Below are 22,825 nucleotides of genomic sequence, written 5' to 3'. Positions count from 1 at the left end.
GCAGTCGAGTCGCCGCCCACGAGCAGCGTGGGTTCAAAGGGGGATCAGAGTAGGCATGGCCAATTTCTCGAAGTCGAACGTGCCGCAGTTCTCGGTGGACGTGTACCAGAACGAGTACCAGCCCGAGGGCGGCCGTGAGGTCAACGCGATCGTGACCGTGACCGCGACCGGCGGAGGCACCGTCGGGAGTGCGGTCACGGCTCCCCACCTGTACTCGCCCGGTCAGGGGCCGTCCGCCGCGGTGGCTTTGATGGTCGACTGCTCGGGTTCGATGGACTACCCGCCGACCAAGATGCGCAACGCCCGCGACGCCACGGCCGCCGCGATCGACACCCTGCGCGACGGCGTGCACTTCGCGGTGATCGGCGGCACGCACGTCGCCAAGGAGGTCTACCCGGGCGACGGCCGGCTCGCCGTCGCCGACGCCACCACCCGCGAGCAGGCCAAGCAGGCGCTGCGCAGGCTGAGCGCGGGCGGCGGCACGGCCATCGGCACCTGGCTGCGGCTCGCCGACCGCCTGCTGTCCTCGGTGGACGTCGCCATCCGGCACGGCATCGTGCTCACCGACGGCCGCAACGAGCACGAGTCGCCGCAGGACCTCAAGGCCGCGCTGGACGCGTGCGCCGGGCGCTTCACCTGTGACGCGCGGGGCGTAGGCACCGACTGGGAAGTGAAAGAAGTCACATCGATCGCCTCGGCCCTGCTCGGCAGCGCCGACATCGTCGCCGATCCGTCGGGCCTGGCCGCCGACTTCACGCGGATGATGGAGACGGCGATGGGCAAGGAGGTCGCGGACGTCGCCCTCAGAGTGTGGACCCCGGTCGGCACGACCATCCGGTTCGTCAAGCAAGTCGCCCCGACGGTCGAGGAGTTGACCGACCGGCGGACCGAGGCGGGCCCACGCGCCGGGGACTACCCCACCGGTTCCTGGGGCGACGAGTCCCGTGACTACCACCTCTGCGTCGAGGTGCCGGCCGCCGCCGTCGGCCAGGAGATGCTGGCCGCCCGGGTCTCCCTGGTCATCCCGCAACCCGAAGGCAGCCCACAGAACTTGGGCGCCCAGGGACTGATACGGGCGGTGTGGACCGACGACATGGCCGCGTCCACCTCGATCAACCCACAAGTCGCCCACTACACCGGCCAAGCAGAGCTGGCACAAGTCATCCAACAGGGGCTCGATCTCCGCAAAACGGGCGATATGGATGGAGCAACGGCCAAACTGGGCAGGGCGGTTCAGCTGGCCAGCGCCTCGGGGAACGCGGATACTGCGAAACTGCTTGCGAAGGTAGTGGACGTGGTCGATGCCGCGACGGGTACTGTGCGACTGAAGGCGAGGGTCGAGGAGGCCGACGAGATGACCCTCGAAACGCGGTCCACAAAGACTGTTCGTGTAAAGAAGTGACGTAACAGGACCTCAGGAAGACCCTGACAGAGAGGGGGACGTGCCGACATGCCGACCTGCCCGAACGGACACCAGTCGGGTTCCGACGACTGGTGCGAGGTCTGCGGTCACCGCATGGCCGGTGCCGTGCCTCCGCCGCCCCCGGCCGGCGGTTACGGGTTTCCGCCGCCCGCACCGGGCGCTCCCGGACGCCCGCATCTGGCCGCCGTGCCGGATCCGGGGCCGGAGCTGTGCCCGCAGTGCCGCACGCCGCGCGAGGGCGGTGCGCCGTTCTGCGAGGAGTGCCGGTGGAACTTCCTCACCAACACGGCCACCTCGTACACCCCGGCCGCCCCGCGCCCGGCCGCGCCGGCCCCCCGATTCCAGCCGCCCGCACAGTCCTACGGCGCCGGCGACTCGTACGAGTACCAGGGCTCGCGCCCGTCCCAGATGAACCGGCCGGCCGAACCGATCCCGCCGGGCCCGCCGTTCGGCGGCGAGCCGTCCGGACCGACGCCGTTCGGCGGCGAGCGGGGCGTCCCGGGTCCCGGCGCTCCGGGCCCCGGCGGTCCGGGCCCCGGCGCTCCGGGCCCCGGCGCTCCGGGGGGCTTCGGCCCCGGCCAGGGTGCCGGCGGCCCCGCGGGCTTCGGCGGCCCTCCCGGACCGCCCCCGCCGCCCGGTGCACCGGGTTTCGGCGCCGACCCCTCGCGGCCGGTCCCGCCGCCCGGCCCGACCCCGCCCGCCACTCACGGCGCCACCGCCGCACCGCAGGCCTTCCAGCAGCCCGCGCCGCCCGCCTTCCCGCAGGAGACCGGCCGCCCGCCGGCCGGCGGGCCCTCCTTCGGCGGCGGGGACGACTGGGTGATCTCCCCGCCGTCATCCACCGGCCCGCCCGGACCGGGCGCCGGCGGTCAGGGCGGCGGCTACGGCTACCCGCAGCCCGGCTCCCCGCAGGCACCGCCCGGCTTCCCGCAGCCACCGCGGCAGCCGGCGACCTGGACGGCGACCATCGGCCCGGACCGTGACTACTTCATGGCGATGATGCAGCGCTCGGGCCCCGAGGCCGCGGGCCTGAACCTGCCCGCGTACTCGCCCGAGCAGCAGCGCACCCTCGCGGGCAACCAGATCACCATCGGCCGCCGCCGCCACTCCACCGGCGACACCCCCGACATCGACCTGTCGGTGCCGCCGGAGGACCCGGGCGTCTCGCACCAGCACGCGGTCCTGGTGCAGCAGCCGGACGGCAACTGGGCGGTGGTCGACCAGAACTCGACGAACGGCACCACGGTCAACGGCTCCGAGGACCCGATCCAGCCCTTCGTACCGGTGCCGCTCCAGGACGGCGACCGGGTGCACGTGGGCGCCTGGACGACCATCACCATCCGGCGAGGCTGACGACCCGGCCCGGCGATGCCGACGGCCCCCTCCAGCGGGAGCATCGGTCAGCCCGGAAGAGGCCAGGCATAGGGCCCTGCCGGGTCGTCGAGCCAGGCCCAGGCGCGGTCACCGCTGACCGTGATGCCGTACCGCTCGCGTCCCGGCATGCCCTCGCGCCGCCACATCGCGTACGCCTCCTCGGGATCGAGGCTGCCGCGGCCGAGCGCCAGCAGGAACCGGAACAGCTCGTCGTCGCGGGCCAGGTGCGGGACCCCGCTCAGGGGCACCGGTGCCGGCTCGGGCCCGCCCGTGCCGCGCAGCGGCACGAAATAGGCGGGGGTGGCCAGGAAATGGCCCTCGGCGTGCCGGGCGTCGCGCACGGCCAACGCGATCAGGCCGCCCGCGAACGGCGTCAGGATCCGCCCGCCGGGACGGCACTGGGCGAGCCAGGCACGCGGGATCGAGGACAGCGCGCAGGTCGCGATGATCCGGTCGAAGGGGGCGCGGGCGGGGACACCGCGCGCGCCGTCGCCGGTGACCACGGCCGGACGGTGCCCGACGGCGGCCAGGTGCCGCCGGGCCGACTCGGTGATCTCCGGTTCCAGGTCGATGGTGGTGACCAGGTCGTCATCGCCGAGCCGGTGGGCGAGCAGCGCCGCGTTGTACCCGGAGCCCGTGCCGACCTCCAGGACCCGGTGGCCGGCCTCGACCCGCAGGGCGACGAGCATCGTCGCCATCAGCGAGGGCTGGCTGCTGGAGGAGATCAGCTGTCCGTCGCGCACCCGCGTGGCGAGCGGGACGTCCTCGTAGGCCCCGCGCAGCCAGCGCTCCCGGTCCCGGGGGTCCGGGCTGCCGCCCCACCGGCGCTCGTAGCCGCCGCGGACCCCGACGTAGTAGTACGGCACGAACAGGTGCCGGGGCACCGCCGCGAACGCCTCCCGCCACACCGGGTCCTCGGCCCAGGCCCCGCTCGCGTCGATCTCGCGCACCAGGTCGGCCAACGCCGCACCGGCAGGCTCGGCGATGTCCCGGTCACCCCACCCGAGTGTGTGCGCGCCCATACGTCCACTGTGCGGCGCGGGGCCGCGGGAGGCGAGGTCTTAGGACCGGAGTCCTCCGTCACCGCGTCTGAGACCATGGGGGGCGTGAATGAGATTCGGCGCGGCACGCTGCAGGAGCAGACCTTCTACGAGCAGGTCGGTGGGGAGGAGACCTTCCGCCGGCTGGTGCACCGTTTCTACGAGGGAGTCGCCGAGGACCCGCTGCTGCGGCCGATGTACCCGGAGGAGGACCTGGGCCCCGCCGAGGAACGGCTGACCCTCTTCCTCATCCAGTACTGGGGCGGCCCGACCACCTACAGCCAGAACCGCGGCCATCCCCGGCTGCGCATGCGGCACGTCCCCTTCACCGTGGACCGGGCGGCGCACGACGCCTGGCTGAGGCACATGCGGGTGGCCGTCGACGACCTGGGCCTCTCCGAGGAGCACGAGCGCACGCTGTGGAACTACCTGACATACGCAGCGGCCTCGATGGTCAACACCCCGGACTGACCACCCACCTCCCCGCGCCCCAAAGGGGCGCGGGGGAACCGCGCGACCAGCCACGACGACACCGCACCCACCCGACGACGCACGCCCGACCACACGAGTTGATCCACAGGGCGCCGTCACGGCTGAGCAGTCCACATGGCTCGGCCGAACCACAGCGGAGCGACCCGCGTGGACCAGTCCACGCGAGCCGATCCGCGTCTCATCTCCGTGAACCGATCTTCACGCGGCCGTCCTTGCCGCGCGATCCGGAGGGGTCCGGACGGGCGACCCGCTCTGTCCGTGTGCACCGGCCCCGCGTGCCGGCGCGGAGGCGCTGACGCGCGGATTCCGGTCAGCCGACACCGGAATCCGATCACAATCCGGTCAAGCCCTGTTCACAACCGCTTACCCGACCGGCTCTCCTCTGACAGCATCGCCGAAGTTGTACCGAAGGAACGGACTACACGGGGGCCGGGTGACGGGGTTCGTCGTTCTGCGTGCGCGGGCGCACCGCCTGCTGCTCGCCGCCGCTCTGCTCACCGTGGTGCTCACCACGGCGGTGCTGGCCACCCTCACCGCTTACTCCGGCGCGATCGGCGACGCCGCCCTGCGCCACTCCCTGGACGACCCGCGCACCGCCGCCGACACCACGCTGATCGTCAAGGCCGACGTGCCCGCGGACCGGCGCACCGCCGCCGACGCGACCGTGCGGAAGGCGGCCGAGAAGACCTTCGACGGGCTGCCGGTCACGGTACGAACGCTGGTCCGCTCGGGGCCGTACGCCCTGCCCCGCTCCGTGCAGTCCCCGGCCGACCGCGCCGGCGACCCGGACCTGACCTACCTCGCGGCGCTCGACCGCACCCAGGTCCGCCTGGTCTCCGGGCGGCTCCCGCGGCGGACCTCCGGTGAGATCGAGGTGGCGCTGCCCCAGTCCTCCGCCCGGCTCCTCGATCTGCGCGCCGGCGACCGGCTCACCCTCGCCGACCGGCTCGGCGGCCCGCCGGCGCACGTCCGCGTCACCGGGCTGTACCGGCCCGCGACGGCCACCGCGCCCTACTGGCAGTTGGACGACCTGCTCGGCCGCGGTGTCAGGACGTCGGCCTTCACCACGTACGGACCGCTGCTCGCCGACCCCGCCGTCCTCGACGGCCAGGCGGTGAGCGCCGGCCCGTCCGCCTGGCAGGCCACGGCCGACTTCAGCTCGCTGACGACGGACCGGATCGACGCGCTGCGCACGGCGGCGCGGGCGGGCAGCGCGGCGCTGCGCGGACCGCACGGGCTGAGCGGGGTGACGTCCTCGACCACCTCGCTCCCGGACACCCTGGACCGCATCGACCGTGCTCTGCTCGTCTCCCGGTCCACCCTGCTGATCGTCGCCCTCCAACTGGTGCTGCTCGCCGGTTACGCGCTGCTGCTCGTGGCCCGGCTGCTGAGCGCCGAACGCGCGGGCGAGACCCGGCTGCTGCGCTCGCGCGGCGGCTCGCGCCTCCGGCTCGCCGGCCTCGCCGCCGCGGAGGCCCTGCTGCTCGCGGTGCCCGCGGCGATCTGCGCACCGCTGCTGGCGGGTCCGCTCACCCGGCTGCTCGCCGGGCAGGGCGCGCTGGCCAGGATCGGGCTGCATCTGGACGCGCCCGCGGGCGGCCGGGCCGGCGTGTGGCTGGTGGCGTGCTGCGTGGCGCTGGGCTGCGCGCTTGCGGTGACGGTACCCGCGCTGACGGACGGCGGCGACGGCGCACGGACCGGCGCGGAACCCGCCGGCCGGGGCTGGGCCCGCGTCCGCCGCGGCGCGCTGCCCGGCCCGGTGCGGGCCGGTGCGGACATCGGCCTGCTGGTGGTGGCCGGGGTGGCGTACTGGCAGTTGAGCCGGCACACCTCCGGTGCCGTCGGCACCGACGCCTCCGGCGGCCTCGGCATCGACCCGCTGCTGGTCGCGGCGCCCGCCCTCGCGCTGCTGGCCGGCACGGTGCTGACGCTGCGGCTGCTGCCGCCGGTGGCCCGGCTCGCGGAACGCCGGGCGACGGCCGGGCGGGGGCTGCCGGCGGCCCTGGCGGGCTGGCAGCTCAGCCGCCGCCCGATGCGCGGCGCGGGCCCGGTGCTGCTGCTGGTCCTCGCCATCGCGCTCGGCATGCTGGCGATCGGGCAGGGCGCCTCCTGGAACCGCTCGCAGGACGACCAGGCCGACTTCCGGGCCGGCGTGCCGGTGCGGGTGCTGGGCGCCGGTGACGGCGGGCTCGGCCGCACCGAGACCTACGCGCACCTCCCCCGTGTGCGCGAGGCCGCCCCCGCCGTACGCACCGAGCAGCCGATGTCCGGCGACCGGACCGCGACCGTGCTCGCGCTGGACACGGCGCACGCGGCCGGCACCGTCCTGATGCGCGACGACCTGGCCCCCGAGCCGGTCCGGCCGCTGCTGGCCGGGCTGACGCCCGAAGGCTCCCCGGCCGGAGCCCGGATCCCCGCGGACACCACCGGACTGCGCCTGCGGGCGACCGTGGCCGGCTCCCCCGGTTCTCAGACCACGATGGATGTGACGGCCACCCTCGTGGACCAGTACGGCGTTCCCTACCGGCTCCCGTTCGGCCGGCTGCCCGCCGACGGCCGCCCGCACACCCTGGCCCTCGAACTCGACGCCGCGCCCGGCCCGATCACGCTCACCGGGCTCCAACTCGACATGGCCCAGCCCGCCGGACAGGCCGAACGGCACCGCCTGACCGTCTCCGGGCTGACCGCCGTCGGCAGTGACGGGCGGACGCGGCCGGTGTCCCTGTCGGCCGCCTGGACCGCCTCGGTGAGCATCGGAGCCACCGCCTCCACCAACGCGGCGACCCGCCCGCCCCGCCCGCGGGTGACCGGCACCGAGCCGCTGACCGTCGACTACGGCACCGGCTACACCCCTGACCGGACCCGCTGGTCGATCGCCACCGTGACGATCGGGCTCCAGGTGGCGCAGCCCAGGGTGCCCGAGGTCACCGCGCTGGCGACCGACCGCTTCCTGACGTCGGCGGGCGCCCGCGAGGGGCAGCGGGTGCAGGTGACGCTCGCCGGGCAGAGCCTGCCGGTGCGGATCGTACGGTCCGTGCGGGCGCTGCCCACCACGGCCGACCCGGCGGATTCCGCCGAGCGTGACGGGGGCGCCCTCCTGCTCGATCTGCGGTCCGTGAACCGGGCGTTGCAGGCGCGGTACGGCGAGAGCGTCACGCCCACCGAGTGGTGGCTGCGGACCGCGCCGGGCGACGCGGCCTCGGTGGCCGCCGCGGTGCGGGCACTGCCGGACGTCGACCCGGGACAGGTCGTGGTGCGCGCCGAGATCGCCGCCGAGCTGCGCGACGATCCGTTCGGGGCCGGGCCGGAGGCCGCCTTCGCGGCGGCGGCCGTGGTGGCTGCCGCGCTGGCCGCGGTCGGGTTCGCGGTGAGCGCGGCCGGGTCGCTGCAGGAGCGGGGAGCCGAGTTCGCGGTGCTGCGCGCCCTGGGGGCCCCGCGCCGGCAACTGGCCCGGACGATCGCCGCCGAGCAGAGCGTCCTGGTGGCCCTGGCCCTGGTCGTGGGCGTCGCCCTGGGCACCGTACTGACCCGGGCCGTCCTCCCGCTGATCGTCCTGACCGCCGAGGCCACCCGGCCGGTGCCGAGCCTGCTGGTCGAACTGCCCCCGGGACGCGTGGCGTTGCTGCTGGCCGCGGTCGCCGCGACGCCGCTGCTCGTCACGGCCGCGCTGGCCCTGCGCCGCGCCGACCCGGCGACCTCGCTGCGTGACCAGGGAGGTGAATGAGATGCACTCCGAACACAACTCCGAGCACGGTGCGGCCTCCGAGCATGGTGTGGCTGCTGAGCACAGTGCGGCTTCCGAGCACAGTGCGGCTGCGGGGGACGATGTGGCTCTGGGGAACAAGGAGCCCTCCGGGAGCGGCAAGGCGTCGTCCGTGGTCGCTCCTTGGGTGCGCACCCGGTTGCGGGCCGCGCCGCTCGCCGCGCTCGCGCTCGCCCTACTGGTCGCGCTGACCGCGTGCCTGGCAGCCGCCTTCCCGCGCGCGGTCGACCGGTACGAGGACGCGGGGCTGCGGCGCTCCTTGCAGCAGGCCCGCCCGGAGAGCACCAGCGTGCAGATCACCTCGCCCCAGATCGCCGGCGCACCGTCCCCCGAGGAACTGGCGGCGCCCCTGCTGCCCGGCGCCCTGCGAGAGCGGTACGAGAAGCTGTTCGACACCGTCCCCGAAGCGCTGGCCCCCGACCGCGCGCAGTCCGCGTACGGCGTGACCCTGAGCAAGAACCCGGAGGTGCCCGACCCCTGGATCCCCCGCCCGAGCGGCGTGCCCGCCCGGGTCGCCCTGGTCGCGCAGCACGGCCTCGCCGACCATGCGACCGTGCGCGAGGGCCGCCTGCCGCGCACGTCCGGCACGGTGGGCACGACAACCCCCGTGGTGGAGGCCGCCGTCACCGCCGCCACGGCCAAGAGCCTGCACATCAAGGTGGGTTCGGTCATCCATGTGCCGGCCGTGGGCCGGGCCCCGCTCGCCGTCCGGGTCACCGGCATCGTCACCCCCCGCGAGGCGGCCGGCGCCTACTGGTCGACCCGCCCCCTGCTGCGCACCCCGAGCCTGGTGGCCCTGCCCACCGGGGGCCCCGACCGCTCCTGGTACTGGCTCGGCGCGCTGCTGCTGGCTCCCGAAGCCGCCCCCGCCCTCCTGGGCACCGACGGGGACCCGCTGCTCTACTGGTCCCTGGCCCCCGACCCGCACCGCCTCCACGCCAGTGACCTCGACCGTCTGAAGTCCGCCGTCGCCACCCTGGAGTCGGGCCCCGGCCTCCAGGAGGCCCGCGCCCTCACCGGCCCCGGCACAAGCGTGACCACCGGCCTCGACGGCGTCCTGATCTCCTTCTCCCAGCTGCGCGCGGGCACCGCGCCCCTGGTCGCCGTCGCCGCCATCGGCACCGCGACGGTCGCCGCCGTGGTCCTCCTCCTGGCGGGCGCGCTCGCCGCCGACCGGCGCCGTGCCGAGGCCGCCCTGCTGCGCGCCCGCGGCGCCTCCCTGACCGGCCTCGCCGGGCGGCTGTGCGCGGAGACGGCGGCGGTCGCCGTACCGGCCGGTGCACTCGGCCTCGCCGCCGCGCTCCTCGTGGTCCCCGAGGGCCGTACCTCGTACGCGGTCGCCGCCGCCCTGGCGGTCACCGTCATCGCCTGCACCGCGCTCCCGGTGCGCGCCGCGCTCGCCCACCGCTCCGTACGCGTCGCCGGACCACGCGAGGACATGGTGACGACGCGCCCGTCCCGGCGGCGCACGGTCGCGGAACTGACGCTGCTCGTCCTGGCCGCGGCGGCGGTGGAGTCGCTGCGCAGGCGCGGGACGTCGAGTTCGTCCGCGGACGGCCCCTCCGGCGATCAACTGGTGTCGGTCGCACCGGTGCTGGTGGGGGTGATCGCGGCGCTGGTGCTGGTCCGGCTCCTGCCGTTCCTGCTGCGCCGGCTGGCCAGCCCGGCCGGACGGCTGCGCGGCGCGGTGGGCTTCCTGTCCCTGGCCCGCGCGGGCCGCACCTCGGTCTCGGCGGTGCTGCCCCTGCTGGCGCTGCTGACCGCGCTCACCACGGCGGCGTTCGGCGGCTCCGTGCTGGCGGGCGTGAACGAGGCCCGCGACCGGGTCGCCCTGCTGGCCGTCGGCGCGGACGCCCGCGTGGAGTCCGAGGGCCCGCTGCCGTCGGACCTCGCCGACCGGGTACGCGACGTGTCCGGAGTACGCGCGGTCACCGAAGCGAGCATCGGCTACCAGGCCAAACCGCACGACGAGCAGACCCCGGTACCGCTGGCAGGGGTGGATCCGACCGAATACGGGGCGCTGGCGGCCCGTACGGGCCTCGGCGCCTTCGATGCCGACCGGCTCAAGCGTCCCTCGGCCGACGGGCCGCTGCCCGCCCTGGCATCGCCGTCCGTCGCGAAGGCGTACGGCACCCGCCGCCCCTTCCCGGTACGGCTGGAGGACGGCAGCACGGTCTCCGTCCGGATCACCGTCGTCCGTAACCGCACCCCGGCCGTGACCGGCGACGGCTTCCTCGTGGTGGACCGCGCCGGGCTCAGCGCCGCCGCGGCCCGCACGACGGCCCTGCTGGTGACGGGCCACCACGTGGACGCGGGGGCACTGAACCGGACGGCGGGCCCCACGGCGGGCGTGCGCGTCCGCGCACAGGAGCGGGCACGCTACGCCGACCCGCCCCTGCAGACCGGTGCCGAGCACGTCTACACGGCGGCGGTGGCGGCCGGCGCCGGCTATGCCGTACTGGCCCTGCTCCTCGCCCTGCTGCGCGCCGCCCCGGAACGCGCCGCGCTCCTCGCACGTCTGCGCACCATGGGCCTGACCCGGGCGCAGGCCCGCCGCCTGCTCGTCCTGGAGTCCCTGCCCCAGGCCCTGCTCGCCGCGGCCGGCGGCGCGCTGACCGGCTGGGCGGCGATCCGGCTGCTGTCCCCCGGGGTCGATCTGACCGCCGTCGCCCTCCCCTCGGCCGGCACATCGGTCGGCAGGACCGAGCTGTACACGGACCCGCTGGCGCTGACCGTGCCCGCGATCATCGTGCTGGTGACGGCGGTCGGGGTGGCCGGCGTGCAGGCCTGGTGGGCCGGGAGACGCGGGTCGGTGCGGGAACTGAGGGCGGGGGATGCGCGATGAGCCGAGCCAGCCTGTCAACCGTGCGGGAGACGCGATGACCACCAACCCCACCCTCACCGAGCTGGCGAACCGGGTCACCGAGGCCCGCAACCGCCCGGCCTACGGCCACGACGCCCTGATCACCTGCGACCGGGTCGTCCGGATCTTCTCCACGGACGGCGTCGAGGTCCAGGCCCTCCAGGGCCTCGACCTGCTGGTCCGCGAGGGGGAGCTGATGGCCCTGGTCGGCGCCTCGGGCAGCGGCAAGTCCACGCTCATGAACATCCTCGCCGGCCTGGACACCCCCACCGCGGGGGCGGCCCGGGTCGCCGGCCGTGACCTGCTCACCATGACCGCCAAGGACCGCCTCGTCTACCGTCGCGACGTCGTCGGCTTCGTCTGGCAGCAGACCTCCCGCAATCTGCTGCCCTATCTGACCGCCGCCCAGAACGTCGCCCTCCCACTGAGCCTGTCCGGCACCCGTCTGCGCCGCCGCGCCCGCACGGAACGCGCCCTGGAACTACTGGAGTTGCTGGAGGTCGCCGACTGCCGCGACCGCCGTCCGCAGCAGATGTCCGGCGGCCAGCAGCAGCGCGTCGCCATCGCGGTGGCACTCGCCAACTCGCCCGCCGTCCTGCTCGCCGACGAACCCACCGGCGAACTCGACTCCCACACCGCCGCGCAGGTCTTCGACGCCTTCCGCACCGCGAACGAACGGCTGGGCACCACCATCGTCATCGTCACGCACGACCAGGCGGTGGCCGCCGAGGTCCGCCGCACGGTCGCCATCCGGGACGGCCGCACCTCCACGGAGGTCCTGCGCCGCAGCGAGATCGACTCGGCCACGGGCCATGAGACGGTGGTCGCCCGGGAGTACGCCATGCTGGACCGCGCCGGCCGCCTCCAGCTCCCCGCCGAGTACACGCAGGCCCTGGGCATGCGCGACCGGGTCGCCCTGGAACTGGAACCGGACCACATCGGCGTGTGGCCCGACGACAGCCAGGACCGCTGAGCGCTGCGCCGGAAGTACCGCGCTGTGCCGTCGCTCGTCCGCGGCACCGTCGTGGCTGGACACGCAGTTCCCCGCGCCCTTTCAGGACGCCGTCGCATCGCAACGGACTTCGCCGGAGAGGTCAGCGCACGCTGACGTCCAGCGCTCCCAGGCCCGTCTGCCGCACGGCGACCGACCCGTACGGCGTACGCAGCCTGAGCCAGGGCCCGGACGAGAACAGCCCGGCCTCCACGGCACCCCGGCGCCGCAGGAACCCGAGGGACTGCGCCGCGTGCACGGCCCGTACCGGGAGCGGGGTCCCGGCGACCGTACGGGACCAGATGTCCCGCCCGATCCGGTCCAGCTCCGCCCGGGTCCGCCGCTGCGGCGCCAGTTCCCCCGAACGGGCACGGAACTCGGCGACGGCCGCGGCGACCAGCGTGCGCAGCGCGTCCGGCGCGGGCAGGCCCGTCTCCGGGCGCCAGCCGCCGCGCGGCGGCAGCACCCCCGCCCACGGGGGTCCGGTCACCGCCGCGGGGACGGGGGCGGTGACCGCCGACTCGTCCACGGACTCCAGCAGCTCACCGGCGGACACGGTCACGTCGAGGGTGACGTCCAGCCCGTTCTCGTAGGGCTTGGCCAGCCGCACCGTGCGGATCGCCAGCACCTCGAAGGACGGCGGACGGCCGAACACGGCGAGGGCCGTCCCCGCCGCCTGCAGCCGCACCGCGGCCCCACGGTCGTAGTGGAGCAGCCGGGACAGGAAGGCCGCGAGATCCGCCGCCTCCCCGTCGTCGGCCAGGTGGAGCACCGTCATGCGGCGACGGCCTCCTCCTCGTTCTTGTCTTCGTTCGTGCCCTTGTCCTTGCCCTCGTCCTCGGCGGCGTCATCCATGTACTCCCGCAGGAACTCTCGTTCCTCGGCGGTGATCCGGCGCGGGCGCTGCGCCTCGAAGTCGTACGGCACGATCACCGTCGAGGCGCGGACGTAGATCTCCTCGCCGTCCTTCACCTCGTAGGCCAGGGTGAAGGACGCCGCCCTGGTCTCCGTGACCCACAGCTCGACGTCCACGGGCTCGTGCCGGTGGACGAGCTGCCGCTTGTAGTCGATCTCATGGCGCGCCACCACGGAACCCTGCTGGAAATCCTTGTCCGGGCGGAACAGGAAGTCGATACGGGCTTCTTCCAGGTAGCGAAGGAAGACCACGTTGTTGACGTGGCCGTACGCGTCCATGTCCGCCCAGCGCAGCGGGCAGCGGTAGATGTGCCGCAAGGTCAGCCCCGGGTCAGCTTCTTGTAGGTGGCGCGGTGCGGACGCGCGGCGTCCGGGCCGAGCCGTTCGATCTTGTTCTTCTCGTACGACTCGAAGTTGCCCTCGAACCAGAACCACTTCGACTCACCCTCGTAGGCGAGGATGTGCGTGGCGACACGGTCCAGGAACCAGCGGTCGTGGGAGACGACGACGGCGCAGCCAGGGAACTCCAGCAGGGCGTTCTCCAGGCTGGAGAGGGTCTCGACGTCGAGGTCGTTGGTGGGCTCGTCGAGGAGCAGCAGGTTGCCGCCCTGCTTGAGGGTCAGCGCCAGGTTGAGCCGGTTGCGCTCGCCGCCGGAGAGGATACCGGCCGGCTTCTGCTGGTCCGGGCCCTTGAAGCCGAACGCGGAGACATAGGCGCGGGACGGCATCTCGACCTGACCGACGTTGATGTAGTCGAGCCCGTCGGACACGACCTCCCAGAGCGACTTCTTCGGGTCGATGTTGGCGCGGCCCTGGTCGACGTAGGAGATCTTGACGGTTTCGCCGACCTTGATGTCACCGGAGTCCGGCGTCTCCAGTCCCTGGATCATCTTGAACAGGGTGGTCTTGCCGGCACCGTTGGGGCCGATGACACCGACGATGCCGTTGCGCGGGAGGGTGAAGGACAGGCCGTCGATCAGGACCTTGTCACCGAAGCCCTTGCCGAGGTCGCTGACCTCGACGACCACGTTGCCCAGGCGGGGGCCCGGCGGGATCTGGATCTCCTCGAAGTCCAGCTTCCGCATCTTCTCGGCCTCGGCGGCCATCTCCTCGTAGCGGGCCAGACGCGCCTTGGACTTGGCCTGCCGGCCCTTGGCGTTGGAGCGCACCCACTCCAGCTCGTCCTTGAGGCGCTTCTGCCGCTTGGCGTCCTTCTGGCCCTCGACCCTGAGGCGGGCGGCCTTGGTCTCCAGGTACTTGGAGTAGTTGCCCTCGTAGCCGTGCAGCCGGCCGCGGTCGACCTCGCAGATCCAGCCGGCGACGTTGTCGAGGAAGTACCGGTCGTGGGTGACGGCCACGACGGTCCCGTCGTACTTGGCCAGGTGCTGCTCCAGCCAGTTCACCGACTCGGCGTCGAGGTGGTTGGTGGGCTCGTCGAGGAGGAGCAGATCGGGGGCCTCCAGGAGGAGCTTGCAGAGCGCGACGCGGCGCTTCTCACCACCGGAGAGGTTGGTGACGGGCCAGTCACCGGGCGGGCAGCCCAGGGCGTCCATGGCCTGCTCCAGCTGGGCGTCGAGGTCCCAGGCATTGGCGTGGTCCAGCTCCTCCTGGAGCTTGCCCATCTCCTCCAGCAGCGCGTCCGAGTAGTCGGTCGCCATCAGCTCGGCGATCTCGTTGAACCGGTCGAGCTTGCCCTTGATCTCGGCGACGCCGTCCTGGACGTTCTCCAGGACCGTCTTGCTCTCGTCCAGCGGGGGTTCCTGGAGCAGGATGCCCACGGTGTATCCGGGCGAGAGGAACGCGTCGCCGTTGGACGGCTGCTCCAGTCCCGCCATGATCTTCAGCACGGTCGACTTACCGGCACCGTTCGGGCCGACGACGCCGATCTTGGCACCCGGCAGGAAGTTCAGGGTGACGTCGTCGAGGATCACCTTGTCGCCGTGCGCTTTGCGCGCCTTGCGCATGGTGTAAATGAACTCAGCCAAGAGAAACCGTCCGGCAGCTTGAAATCTGGCAGTGGGCAGATACAGCCCATCTTGCCGTACGGCCGCCCCTGGGCGGAAACGCGTATAGCCGATCCCCGCTGACCTGGTATTTCGCCGACGGCACCGGCACGGTCCCGGGACACGCGTCCCGGCTGCCCCGACGGTCCGGCCCGGCGGGGCGGGGCCCGCTTGCACAACCCGGTGGCGGTGCCGGGCCGGCGTCCGCGTCCGCGTCGGTCCTCCCAGTCGCTCTCTGTGGAGTTTTCAAGGTGCGGTGCGGCTCGTTGCGGGGCGTCTCGTGCGGGGCGGACTCGGCCCGTGGCGGTCAGTCGGCCGTCGGTGATTCTTTCCTGCGGAGCAGGACCAGGACCGCGCCGCCGATCACCACCAGGCCGATGGCCACGCCCGTGATCACTGGGGTCGCGCTGTAGCCGCCGGTCGCGGCCAGGTTCGTGGTGCCGCCGGAGGTGCCGCCCACCGTGGCCGGGCTGGGCTCGGCCACCGTCTGGGTCGAGATGCCGGCCTCGCTGCCCTGGGTCTTGCAGTCGAGGACGCCGGTGAAACGCTGCGAGAAGCCGTTCGGCCCGGTGATCGTGAAGTCGTAGGGCTGGTCCTCCTGGAGCGGGATGGTCACCGTGCGCGAGGTGCCCGCCGGGATGGTGTGCTCGCCTCCCATCAGCTCGAAGGTGAAGGGCTTGTCACCGGTGTTGGTGGCGCTGATGTCCACACCGCTCGCGGCGCAGTTCTTGCGGGCCGACAGCGCGGGTATCGGACCCTTCTCCGCCCAGGCCGCGCTCGCGGTCGCGGAGACCGTGGACTCGCTGGAGCCGGCCAGGATCTGGGTCTGGCTGCGGCTCTCGGAGGCGAAGGCGCGGCCCACGGGCACCGTGGTCGAGGCCTGGACGGTGAGCGCGGCGGTCCCGCTCGCGCCGCCCGGCGCGGGTGAGGCCGCCCCGTCGGTGGCCGCGGCGGTGTCCTCGGGGACGTCGAAGTACAGTCTGCTGCCGTTCTTCGCCGACGTGACGACCTTGCCGTTCTTGTCGACGATCCGGACGCCGCTGGTGGTGGCGTCCGCCGGCGGGATGACGGTGACGTCCCGCGCGTTGGTGCGCACCGTCACCGGGCCGAGCAGCTCGCCCGGGTGGCCGGAGACCGCGGGCGGGTCCAGGGTCAGCGAGGCCCGTGGCTCCGCCGCGTCACGGGCGCTCTTCTCCAGGTAGTCGGCGAGCTTCTCGGCCCGCACGCCGACGGCGTCGACGTCCGCGCCGTCCGAGTAGCGCCAGATGGCCACCTGGGTACCGGCCGCGGCGTCCTGCTCGGTGAGGCCGCCGACGCCCGCCCGCTTCGCCAGTGCCGCGAGGTCGTTCACCTGCGGATAGGAGTTCTGAAGGATCCAACGGATCTTGCCGGCTTTCTTGTTGGTGCCGAGCGAGGTGCTGCTCCAGGGCGTCTCCTGGTACTTGGCGTCCTTCTGGGTGGGGTTGTGCATGTCGATGCAGTACGTCTGCAGCATGCCGCCGCCCTCGACGGACATCTCGAACAGGCCCGCCGCCACCTTCAGGTCGCCGCCGTCCCCGTGGATGACGGCCTCTCCGTATGTCTTCAGGCCGTCCAGCGTGGCGGTCGCTCCGCCCTGGCCCTGTGCCTCCTCGCCGGCGGCGGCCACCCCGGCGCCCGACAGCGCGCCGGCCGCCATGAGCCCCGTCACCAGTGTCGCGGCGGCGAGCCGTGACGGGCCTCGCCGACGCGCGGGCGTGGAGGTGCCACAGAACCGAGAGAACGCAGCAAGCACAGAATTCCCTTTCGAGCAGGACCCGTTGACGTGGGGGTGTGCGGTCCCACCGGCAGAATCAACAGCCCCCTGGGGCTACGCCCGGCATCCTAGAGATCAGTCACAACCCGGTTCGCCGGTCAGATGGCCGGACGGCTGATCCGACTCGGAATCGTTATCGCCAGGACCCGCCGCGAGCAGGGCTTATCGACAAATCCACCCGGTGGTGGGGGTCTCTTCGTCCCTCGCCGTGGCTGACGTCATGTCACGGTTGCTGTCTGCGAGGGCGGTTGAGCGGGCGGCGCGTCGGACTCCTCCGGGGGTGTCTCCCAGTTGGGCTCCGGTCGCTGCGGCGCCGCCAGTTCTGGTTTGCCGGCCCGTCGGAAGGCCGACGTGCCGCGGGCCAGGTCGTGGCCGATCGCCACCGCGTCGATGTCCGCGGAGACCCGGGTCTGCTGCCCCTCGCGCACCTCCGTGCGCACCTTCAGCCGGCCCTGCACGACGACCGGCTCGCCCACGTTCAGCGAGGCCGCCGCGTTGACCGCGAGCTGGCGGTTGGCCCACACCGTGAAGAAGTTGGTGTGTCCGTCGGCCCAGGCGCTCTTGTCACGGTCCCAGTAGCGCGAGGTGACAGCCAGCCGGAACCGCGCCGACGGACCTGCCGCCGGCTCCCGGTACACCGGCTGCGTCGCCACGTTGCCCACCACGCACACCATCGTCTCGTTCATCTTGAACCCCTCCCCCGCCCGGTCGCTCACGCCCGGCGGATACGCGTACGGGCCCGTCCCGTACGGCAGCGTCCACGGCGTCGGCCGCACGCCTTCCGTGCGTCGCGATCGCCGCGGGACCCACACTGCCTCCGCCGGGCCGAGCCCGCTGGGCGCTGTGGACCACCGGCCGCCTGTGGAAAACCCCCACACCCGAACGAGTGATCAACCCACGAACGGCACCGCGCTGTGGGCTCGCGGGGGTTGGGGGCTCACGGTGCCGGGGCCCGCCGGGGGTCCGGGCCGCGGCCCGGATCCGCGGTAGTTGGGGGCTCACGGGTGCCACACGCTCCGCGGGCTCACGGTGCCCCGGGCCTACAGGCACCGCGGACCCACGGGTGCCGCGCACCCACGGGGCTCCAGGCCCACAGGTGCCCGTGCGCTTCGCGGGGCCCCAGGCATACAGTGCCGCGGGCTCGCGGGGCCCCAGGCCTGCAGGAGGTGCCGCAGGCTCACGGGGCCCCAGGACCACGATGCCGCTGCCCCACGGGTGTGCGGACGCCTGGGCGCCGCGGGCCCGCTGGTGATGCGACGCCGAGTCGGTGGCCTATCGGCGAGGCCCGATCCCCCGCACCGACCCGCGACCGCCGCCTGCCGACGCGCCGCGGCGGTCGACGGCAGGCATCGGGAGGTGTCGGCACGCGGCGGCCGATGTTGAGAGGTGTAGGCAGGCACCTGCGGGCGGCGGTGGGGGGTGACAGGCACCGGCGGCAACAGGCAGCGGCGAGCGGCCACAGGCAGAGCAGGCACCGGCGGCGGCAGGTACCGGTCGGCGGCCACTGGCAGGGGCAGGCACCGGCGCACCGGTATGCAACGGGCAGCCAGCGGGCTCGACGGGGCAGCGGGCTCGGCGGAAGGTGTCAGCAGGCACCGGTAGGCGGCGACAGGCACCGGCGGACGGCCACAGGCAGCGGCAGGCACCGGCGGGCGGCCACAGGCGGCGGCAGGCGTCGGTCGGCGGCCACAGGCCGGGGTGGGTGGTTTGCCGGTGGGGCTAGCCCGCCCCTGCCGAGGCCCGGGTCACTCGCCCGTACTGCTCGCGTACCTCCTGGTACCGCAGCAGTTCCGCGGCCAGCGCGTCCAGCACCCGGGCCCGGCCGCAGCCCGCTGCGGCCTCGCGCAATCGGCGTTCCGCCTCCTGCCCGTACCGCCGTGCGGGCCCGCGCGCCGCCATCCGGCAGCTCCACTCGACGAGCGGCCCGCCCACGATGCCGGCCACCATCAGCAGCACCGGCACCCCCAGATTCGGCGCCATGACCCCGACGATCTGCCCGACCAGCCACAGCCCGCCCACGATCTGGAGCAGGGTCATGGCCGCCTGGACCAGCACGGCCGCCGGCCACCAGCCAGGCCGCGGCGGCCTGCTCGGCGACAGCCCGGTCCGGACCGCCAGTTCGTCCAGCGCCTCGGGCAGCCCCTGGGAGCCCCGTACGGCCGCCTCACGCACCGCCTGCGCCCACGGCGCGGGCAGCCCCGCCGACGCCCGGTCCGACACCGTGCGCACCGCCTGCTCGACGCGCTGCCGCGCCGTGGCCTCCTCGTCCGCCTGGGTACGCACGAGCAGCCGCCCGGTGGGCGCGTCGAGCCGCTTCTGGTACCAGCGCCACATCCGCAGCCAGGGCGTCCCGCAGGCCCGGTTGGCGTTGCGCAGCCAGGCGCGTTCGGCGGCCTCGCCCGCCGCCGTGGCGCCCACGGCGTCCGCGAGCCGGGCGGAGAACTCCTCCCGCGCCTCCTCGGCGAGCCCGGAGCGCCGCCCGAGGGCGTACACGGGCCGCAGCCCCGCCGCGGCGGCGTCCACGTCGGCCGAGATACGACGGGCCGGCGCGCCACGTTCGGTGACGAACCGGCCGAGGACCTCGCGCAGTTCGGCGATGCCCTGGCCGGTGAGCGCGGACAGGCTGAGCACGGTCGCGCCCGGCTCGCCGTGCTCGCCCAGGGCGACCCCGTCCTCGTCCAGCAGCCGGCGCAGATCATCGAGTACCTGGTGGGCGGCCTCACCGGGGAGCCGGTCGATCTGGTTGAGGACGACGAACATGACCTCCGCGTGTCCCGCCAAGGGCCGCAGATAGCGCTCGTGCAGGACGGCGTCCGCGTACTTCTCCGGATCGACGACCCAGATCACCGCGTCCACGAGCTTGAGGATGCGGTCCACCTGCTCACGGTGCTGCACGGCCGCCGAGTCGTGGTCGGGCAGGTCGATCAGGACCAGTCCCCGTAGCTGCGCCTCGGCCTCCGGGCTCTGCAGCGGACGCCTGCGCAGCCGTCCCGGGATGCCCAGCCGGTCGATGAGGGTCGCCGCGCCGTCGCTCCAACTGCATGCGATGGGCGCGGCGGTGGTCGGCCGCCGTACCCCGGTCTCCGAGATGGTCACCCCGGCGAGGGTGTTGAACAACTGGGACTTGCCGCTGCCGGTGGCGCCCGCGATGGCGACGACGGTGTGCTGCCCGGAGAGCTTGCGCCGTGCCGCCGCCTCGTCCAGGACCCGGCCCGCCTCGGCGAGGGTGCCGCTGTCGAGCCGGGTGCGGGAGAGCCCGACCAGTTCCCGCAGGGCGTCCAGACGCGAGCGCAGCGGGCCGTCGTAGGCCAGGGCCGCCGGGGCCTGTGGGGTCGACGCGCGGGGCTCGACCAGGGAGGGCTGCTCGGCGTCGGCGGTCTCGTTCACGCGCCGCGCGATGAGCCCGTCGTCCCAGGCACCCGCGGAGTCCGCGCCCTCCGCCGACTCGGGGGAACCGCCGGGGCCCGTGGAGTCAGCCGGGCCGACGGAGCCCGCGGGGCTCATGGGGTCCGGAGAACGGGTGGCGTCCGCGCCACGGGCCGCACCCCTGACGCCTGCAGAGTCCCTGACGCCTACGGATTCCCCGGCCCCCGAGGCGGCCGTCTCGTCCGTCATGCGCGCGTGGCCCGCAGGTTCGTCGGTCATACGCACGTGCCCCCCAGGATCGTCCCTCACGCGCGCGTGCCCGGCATCGTCGCCGGCCCCGGAGTCGGCGTCCCGTCCCCGGGCCTGCTCCGGTTCGCCGCCCTCTTCGGAGGGAGCGGCCTCGGCCGCGTCCGCTCCAGGGACGGCGTTTTCGGGCTCCGCAGAAGGGGTGTTCTCGGGCTTCTCGGCGCTCGGAGCGGCCTTCCGCGAGGCCGCATCGCCGGTGTGCTCCGTGTGGTCCTGGTCAGTGACGGCGGTCACCGGTCACCTCTCCTTCTGCAGTACGGACAGGGCGGCGATGAGTTCGGCCTGGGGTTCGGGGTGGACATCGAGGACGTCGAGCGGGGCGAGACGGCGCTCGCGTTCGCTGTGCATGACCCGGTCCAGGTACTCGGCCAGCAGGTTTCCGGCGCGCTCGCGCAGCCGCGTCGCGCGGTGGGCGCCCAGGCGGTCGGCAAGGCCCTCACCGGCGGCCCGTGCCCGTCGACCGCCCAGTACGACGGTGGCGGTCAGGGCGGCGACGACCTCCGGGTCGGGCACGACGCTCCGTTCGAGCTCGCGCACCTCCTCCTCGGCGTACTCCTCGACCTCGCGCCGCCATCGCCGTACGGCGAGGCCGATCCGGTGCTCGGCGCTCTCCAGCGACGGATCGCGCTCGGCGAGCCCCGGGGCGGTCGAGGCCGGCTCACGCCGCCAGGCCTCGTCGACGCGCTCGTCGGCGGCGGTGACGGCGCACAGGAGCAGCGCGGCCAGGCTCCCCACCAGGGCGTCGAGCAGTTCAGCGGCGGTGCAGTCGAGAGGGAAGGCGCGCCAGCGTTTCAGCGCGTCCCCGGCCAGCACGGTCCCGGAGTTCAGCCGGCCACGCACGCGCGCGTGCTCGGTCTCGTACGCCCTGTCGACCGCGGTGACCAGCCGCACCGCCGCCGCGTACTGGGCGGCGGCGGCGCCGGCCAGTTCGGGCATCCGCTTCTTCAGCGAGTCGAGGACGCCGTACGCCGTGCGCGCCATGATGTGCTGCCGGGCGCCCGGGTCCTGGGCCTGGTGGGCGAGCCAGTTCCACAGGGGGGCCACCGCGGTGGCGGGCAGCAGGCCGCCGCCCCAGGCGGACTCGGGCAGTTCGGGCACCGTGAAGCGGGGTACCTCGCCGAGGCCGGCCTTGGTGAGCAGGGCGCCGTACTGCCGGGAGACCTCGGAGACGACCTGGTGGGGCACCCGGTCGAGGACGGTCACCAGGGTGGCGTCGTACTCCTTGGCGGTGCGCAGCAGGTGCCAGGGCACGGCGTCGGCGTACCGGGCGGCCGTGGTGACCATGATCCAGATGTCGGCGGCGCAGATCAGCGCGGCGGCGAGGACGCGGTTGTCGGCGACCAGGGAGTCGATGTCGGGGGCGTCGAGGAGGGCGAGCCCGCGCGGCAGGCTCTCGGCCGTCTCGATCCGCAGGACGCGCGCGGGGTCCTCGCCGGGGAGCAGCAGATCGTCCCCCGGGTCCTGCTGGGGCACCCACACGCGCGTGAGGTCGGGCAGCACCCTCATCCCGCTGAACCAGTGATGGTCCTCCGGGTGGCACACCAGGACCGGGGTCCGGGTGGTCGGCCGCAGCACGCCCGCCTCGCTGACCCGCCGCCCCACGAGGGAGTTGACCAGCGTCGACTTGCCCGCCCCGGTGGATCCGCCCACGACGGCCAGCAGGGGCGCTTCGGGGCTTCGCAACCGGGGCACCAGGTAGTCGTCGAGTTGTGCGAGCAGTTCGTCGCGGTTGGCACGCGCGCGTGGGGCCCCCGCCAGGGGCAGCGGAAAGCGTGCGGCGGCGACACGGTCGCGCAGGGCGGAGAGTGCGTCGAGCAGCTGAGGCCGTACGTCCAAGGTCACCACATGCGAAGAATGCCCAATTTTAGGGGAATTCTGAAGCATATGGCGTTGTCTGCGTGCCGACAGGACACAACGGACGGAAGGGATGACTGGGACGCGGGCCCAGCCCAGGCATAACGAGTGCACAACACCCGGTGCGCGATGCGCCAAAAGCGATGCACGATTCGCACCTGCCTGCGATTATCAGGACCGCTTCACCGAACCTCCACATCGAGCCACGGAGGCGAAGCAACAGGGGCCAGGATGCGGGAGCCCTATCCTTGTCCCCGGCAACGTCACGGATCGGGCCCGCATCGGGCACCACGAACGAGGCCACCACACCGGCCCCCGTAGCTCAGTGGATAGAGCAGGCGCCTTCTAAGCGCTTGGCCGCAGGTTCGAGTCCTGCCGGGGGCGCAAACACCTTCTGACCTCACTGTTCGGACAGAGGGTCTTTTCATGTCCAGTCCGCGCAGCGGCATCGCACCAAGCGCCTTGCCGATTCCCCGGATCGGCGTAGCGACCCCGAGCCCCTGGATCTCCCGGTGGCTTCGGCCACCCGGCCCGCTCGACCCGAGACGGCGACAACAGCACACCCGTTCGAATCATGAAAATGCGGCTGAATGTACATGAAAGAGCGGCTGGAAGGACGGGGGAACTTCGTCATGACCCA

Annotated in this window: 14 protein-coding genes and 1 tRNA gene; 7 read left to right on the top strand and 8 right to left on the bottom strand. The window is 73.7% G+C overall.

Going from position 1 to position 22,825, the window contains the following annotated elements:
• Positions 1-55: 55 nt before the first annotated feature.
• Both ACFYTE_RS19980 and ACFYTE_RS19975 read left to right on the top strand, forming a co-directional pair.
• A complete protein-coding gene (locus tag ACFYTE_RS19980; RefSeq protein ID WP_388711812.1) occupies positions 56-1,402 on the top strand; it encodes a VWA domain-containing protein in 1,347 nt (448 codons plus the stop codon).
• A gap of 48 nt (positions 1,403-1,450) precedes the next feature.
• Entirely contained in the window at positions 1,451-2,776 is a 1,326-nt protein-coding gene (locus tag ACFYTE_RS19975; RefSeq protein WP_388711809.1) for an FHA domain-containing protein, read from the top strand.
• A 47-nt stretch (positions 2,777-2,823) separates the two neighbouring features.
• On the opposite strand, the gene ACFYTE_RS19970 is transcribed toward ACFYTE_RS19975, so the two are convergent.
• Entirely contained in the window at positions 2,824-3,819 is a 996-nt protein-coding gene (locus tag ACFYTE_RS19970; protein WP_388711806.1) for a methyltransferase domain-containing protein, read from the bottom strand.
• Between the two features lie 75 nt (positions 3,820-3,894).
• Here ACFYTE_RS19970 and ACFYTE_RS19965 point away from each other — a divergent pair, with 75 nt between their 5' ends.
• The 4 genes from ACFYTE_RS19965 to ACFYTE_RS19950 all read left to right on the top strand — a co-directional run bounded on the left by ACFYTE_RS19965 (position 3,895) and on the right by ACFYTE_RS19950 (position 11,928).
• Positions 3,895-4,308: a globin gene (locus ACFYTE_RS19965; protein ID WP_388711803.1), complete on the top strand. Its 414-nt coding sequence runs from the start codon at positions 3,895-3,897 to the stop codon at positions 4,306-4,308.
• A 454-nt stretch (positions 4,309-4,762) separates the two neighbouring features.
• Positions 4,763-8,053 carry an FtsX-like permease family protein gene (locus ACFYTE_RS19960; RefSeq protein WP_388711800.1) on the top strand — a complete coding sequence of 1,097 codons (3,291 nt, stop codon included), beginning with the start codon at positions 4,763-4,765 and terminating at the stop codon, positions 8,051-8,053.
• A 1-nt stretch (position 8,054) separates the two neighbouring features.
• Positions 8,055-10,937 (top strand): FtsX-like permease family protein, encoded by a 2,883-nt coding sequence (locus ACFYTE_RS19955; protein WP_388711797.1) that lies wholly within the window; start codon positions 8,055-8,057, stop codon positions 10,935-10,937.
• Between the two features lie 34 nt (positions 10,938-10,971).
• Positions 10,972-11,928 (top strand): ABC transporter ATP-binding protein, encoded by a 957-nt coding sequence (locus ACFYTE_RS19950; protein ID WP_388711794.1) that lies wholly within the window; start codon positions 10,972-10,974, stop codon positions 11,926-11,928.
• A 121-nt stretch (positions 11,929-12,049) separates the two neighbouring features.
• On the opposite strand, the gene ACFYTE_RS19945 is transcribed toward ACFYTE_RS19950, so the two are convergent.
• The 7 genes from ACFYTE_RS19945 to ACFYTE_RS19915 form a co-directional block, all read right to left on the bottom strand.
• The gene (locus tag ACFYTE_RS19945) at positions 12,050-12,724 is read right to left on the bottom strand and encodes a hypothetical protein (RefSeq protein ID WP_388711791.1); all 675 of its coding nucleotides are present in this window, start codon (positions 12,722-12,724) and stop codon (positions 12,050-12,052) included.
• Positions 12,721-13,179, bottom strand: coding sequence for an acyl-CoA thioesterase (locus ACFYTE_RS19940; RefSeq protein ID WP_388711788.1), 459 nt, complete (start codon positions 13,177-13,179; stop codon positions 12,721-12,723). The genes ACFYTE_RS19945 and ACFYTE_RS19940 overlap by 4 nt, the downstream gene beginning before the upstream one ends.
• Before the next feature lie 2 nt (positions 13,180-13,181).
• Positions 13,182-14,846, bottom strand: coding sequence for an energy-dependent translational throttle protein EttA (ettA, locus tag ACFYTE_RS19935; protein ID WP_388711785.1), 1,665 nt, complete (start codon positions 14,844-14,846; stop codon positions 13,182-13,184).
• A 325-nt stretch (positions 14,847-15,171) separates the two neighbouring features.
• A complete protein-coding gene (locus ACFYTE_RS19930) occupies positions 15,172-16,542 on the bottom strand; it encodes a Cys-Gln thioester bond-forming surface protein (RefSeq protein ID WP_388711781.1) in 1,371 nt (456 codons plus the stop codon).
• Between the two features lie 335 nt (positions 16,543-16,877).
• Positions 16,878-17,345: a single-stranded DNA-binding protein gene (locus ACFYTE_RS19925; RefSeq protein ID WP_388712260.1), complete on the bottom strand. Its 468-nt coding sequence runs from the start codon at positions 17,343-17,345 to the stop codon at positions 16,878-16,880.
• Between the two features lie 1,033 nt (positions 17,346-18,378).
• Positions 18,379-20,565 carry a GTPase gene (locus ACFYTE_RS19920; RefSeq protein WP_388711778.1) on the bottom strand — a complete coding sequence of 729 codons (2,187 nt, stop codon included), beginning with the start codon at positions 20,563-20,565 and terminating at the stop codon, positions 18,379-18,381.
• Between the two features lie 3 nt (positions 20,566-20,568).
• Positions 20,569-22,176, bottom strand: coding sequence for a dynamin family protein (locus ACFYTE_RS19915; RefSeq protein WP_388711775.1), 1,608 nt, complete (start codon positions 22,174-22,176; stop codon positions 20,569-20,571).
• Between the two features lie 320 nt (positions 22,177-22,496).
• Between ACFYTE_RS19915 and ACFYTE_RS19910 the strand changes: the two genes are divergently transcribed.
• Positions 22,497-22,569: transfer RNA gene (locus ACFYTE_RS19910), tRNA-Arg, on the top strand.
• The last annotated feature ends 256 nt before the right edge of the window (positions 22,570-22,825 follow it).

Source organism: Streptomyces sp. NPDC004629, from assembly GCF_042873595.1.
Taxonomy (GTDB): Bacteria; Actinomycetota; Actinomycetes; order Streptomycetales; family Streptomycetaceae; genus Streptomyces.
The sequence above is the reverse complement of the archived record's forward strand: the minus strand, read 5'-3'. Positions and strand labels throughout refer to the sequence as shown.

Coding starts and splice junctions, on each gene's coding strand:
- ACFYTE_RS19955 (WP_388711797.1), top strand. CDS start 8,055: ATGCACTCCGAACACAACTCCGAGCACGGTGCGGCCTCCGAGCATGGT.
- ACFYTE_RS19975 (WP_388711809.1), top strand. CDS start 1,451: ATGCCGACCTGCCCGAACGGACACCAGTCGGGTTCCGACGACTGGTGC.
- ACFYTE_RS19970 (WP_388711806.1), bottom strand. CDS start 3,819: ATGGGCGCGCACACACTCGGGTGGGGTGACCGGGACATCGCCGAGCCT.
- ACFYTE_RS19965 (WP_388711803.1), top strand. CDS start 3,895: ATGGGGGGCGTGAATGAGATTCGGCGCGGCACGCTGCAGGAGCAGACC.
- ACFYTE_RS19945 (WP_388711791.1), bottom strand. CDS start 12,724: ATGACGGTGCTCCACCTGGCCGACGACGGGGAGGCGGCGGATCTCGCG.
- ACFYTE_RS19980 (WP_388711812.1), top strand. CDS start 56: ATGGCCAATTTCTCGAAGTCGAACGTGCCGCAGTTCTCGGTGGACGTG.
- ACFYTE_RS19950 (WP_388711794.1), top strand. CDS start 10,972: ATGACCACCAACCCCACCCTCACCGAGCTGGCGAACCGGGTCACCGAG.
- ACFYTE_RS19930 (WP_388711781.1), bottom strand. CDS start 16,542: ATGGCGGCCGGCGCGCTGTCGGGCGCCGGGGTGGCCGCCGCCGGCGAG.
- ACFYTE_RS19925 (WP_388712260.1), bottom strand. CDS start 17,345: ATGAACGAGACGATGGTGTGCGTGGTGGGCAACGTGGCGACGCAGCCG.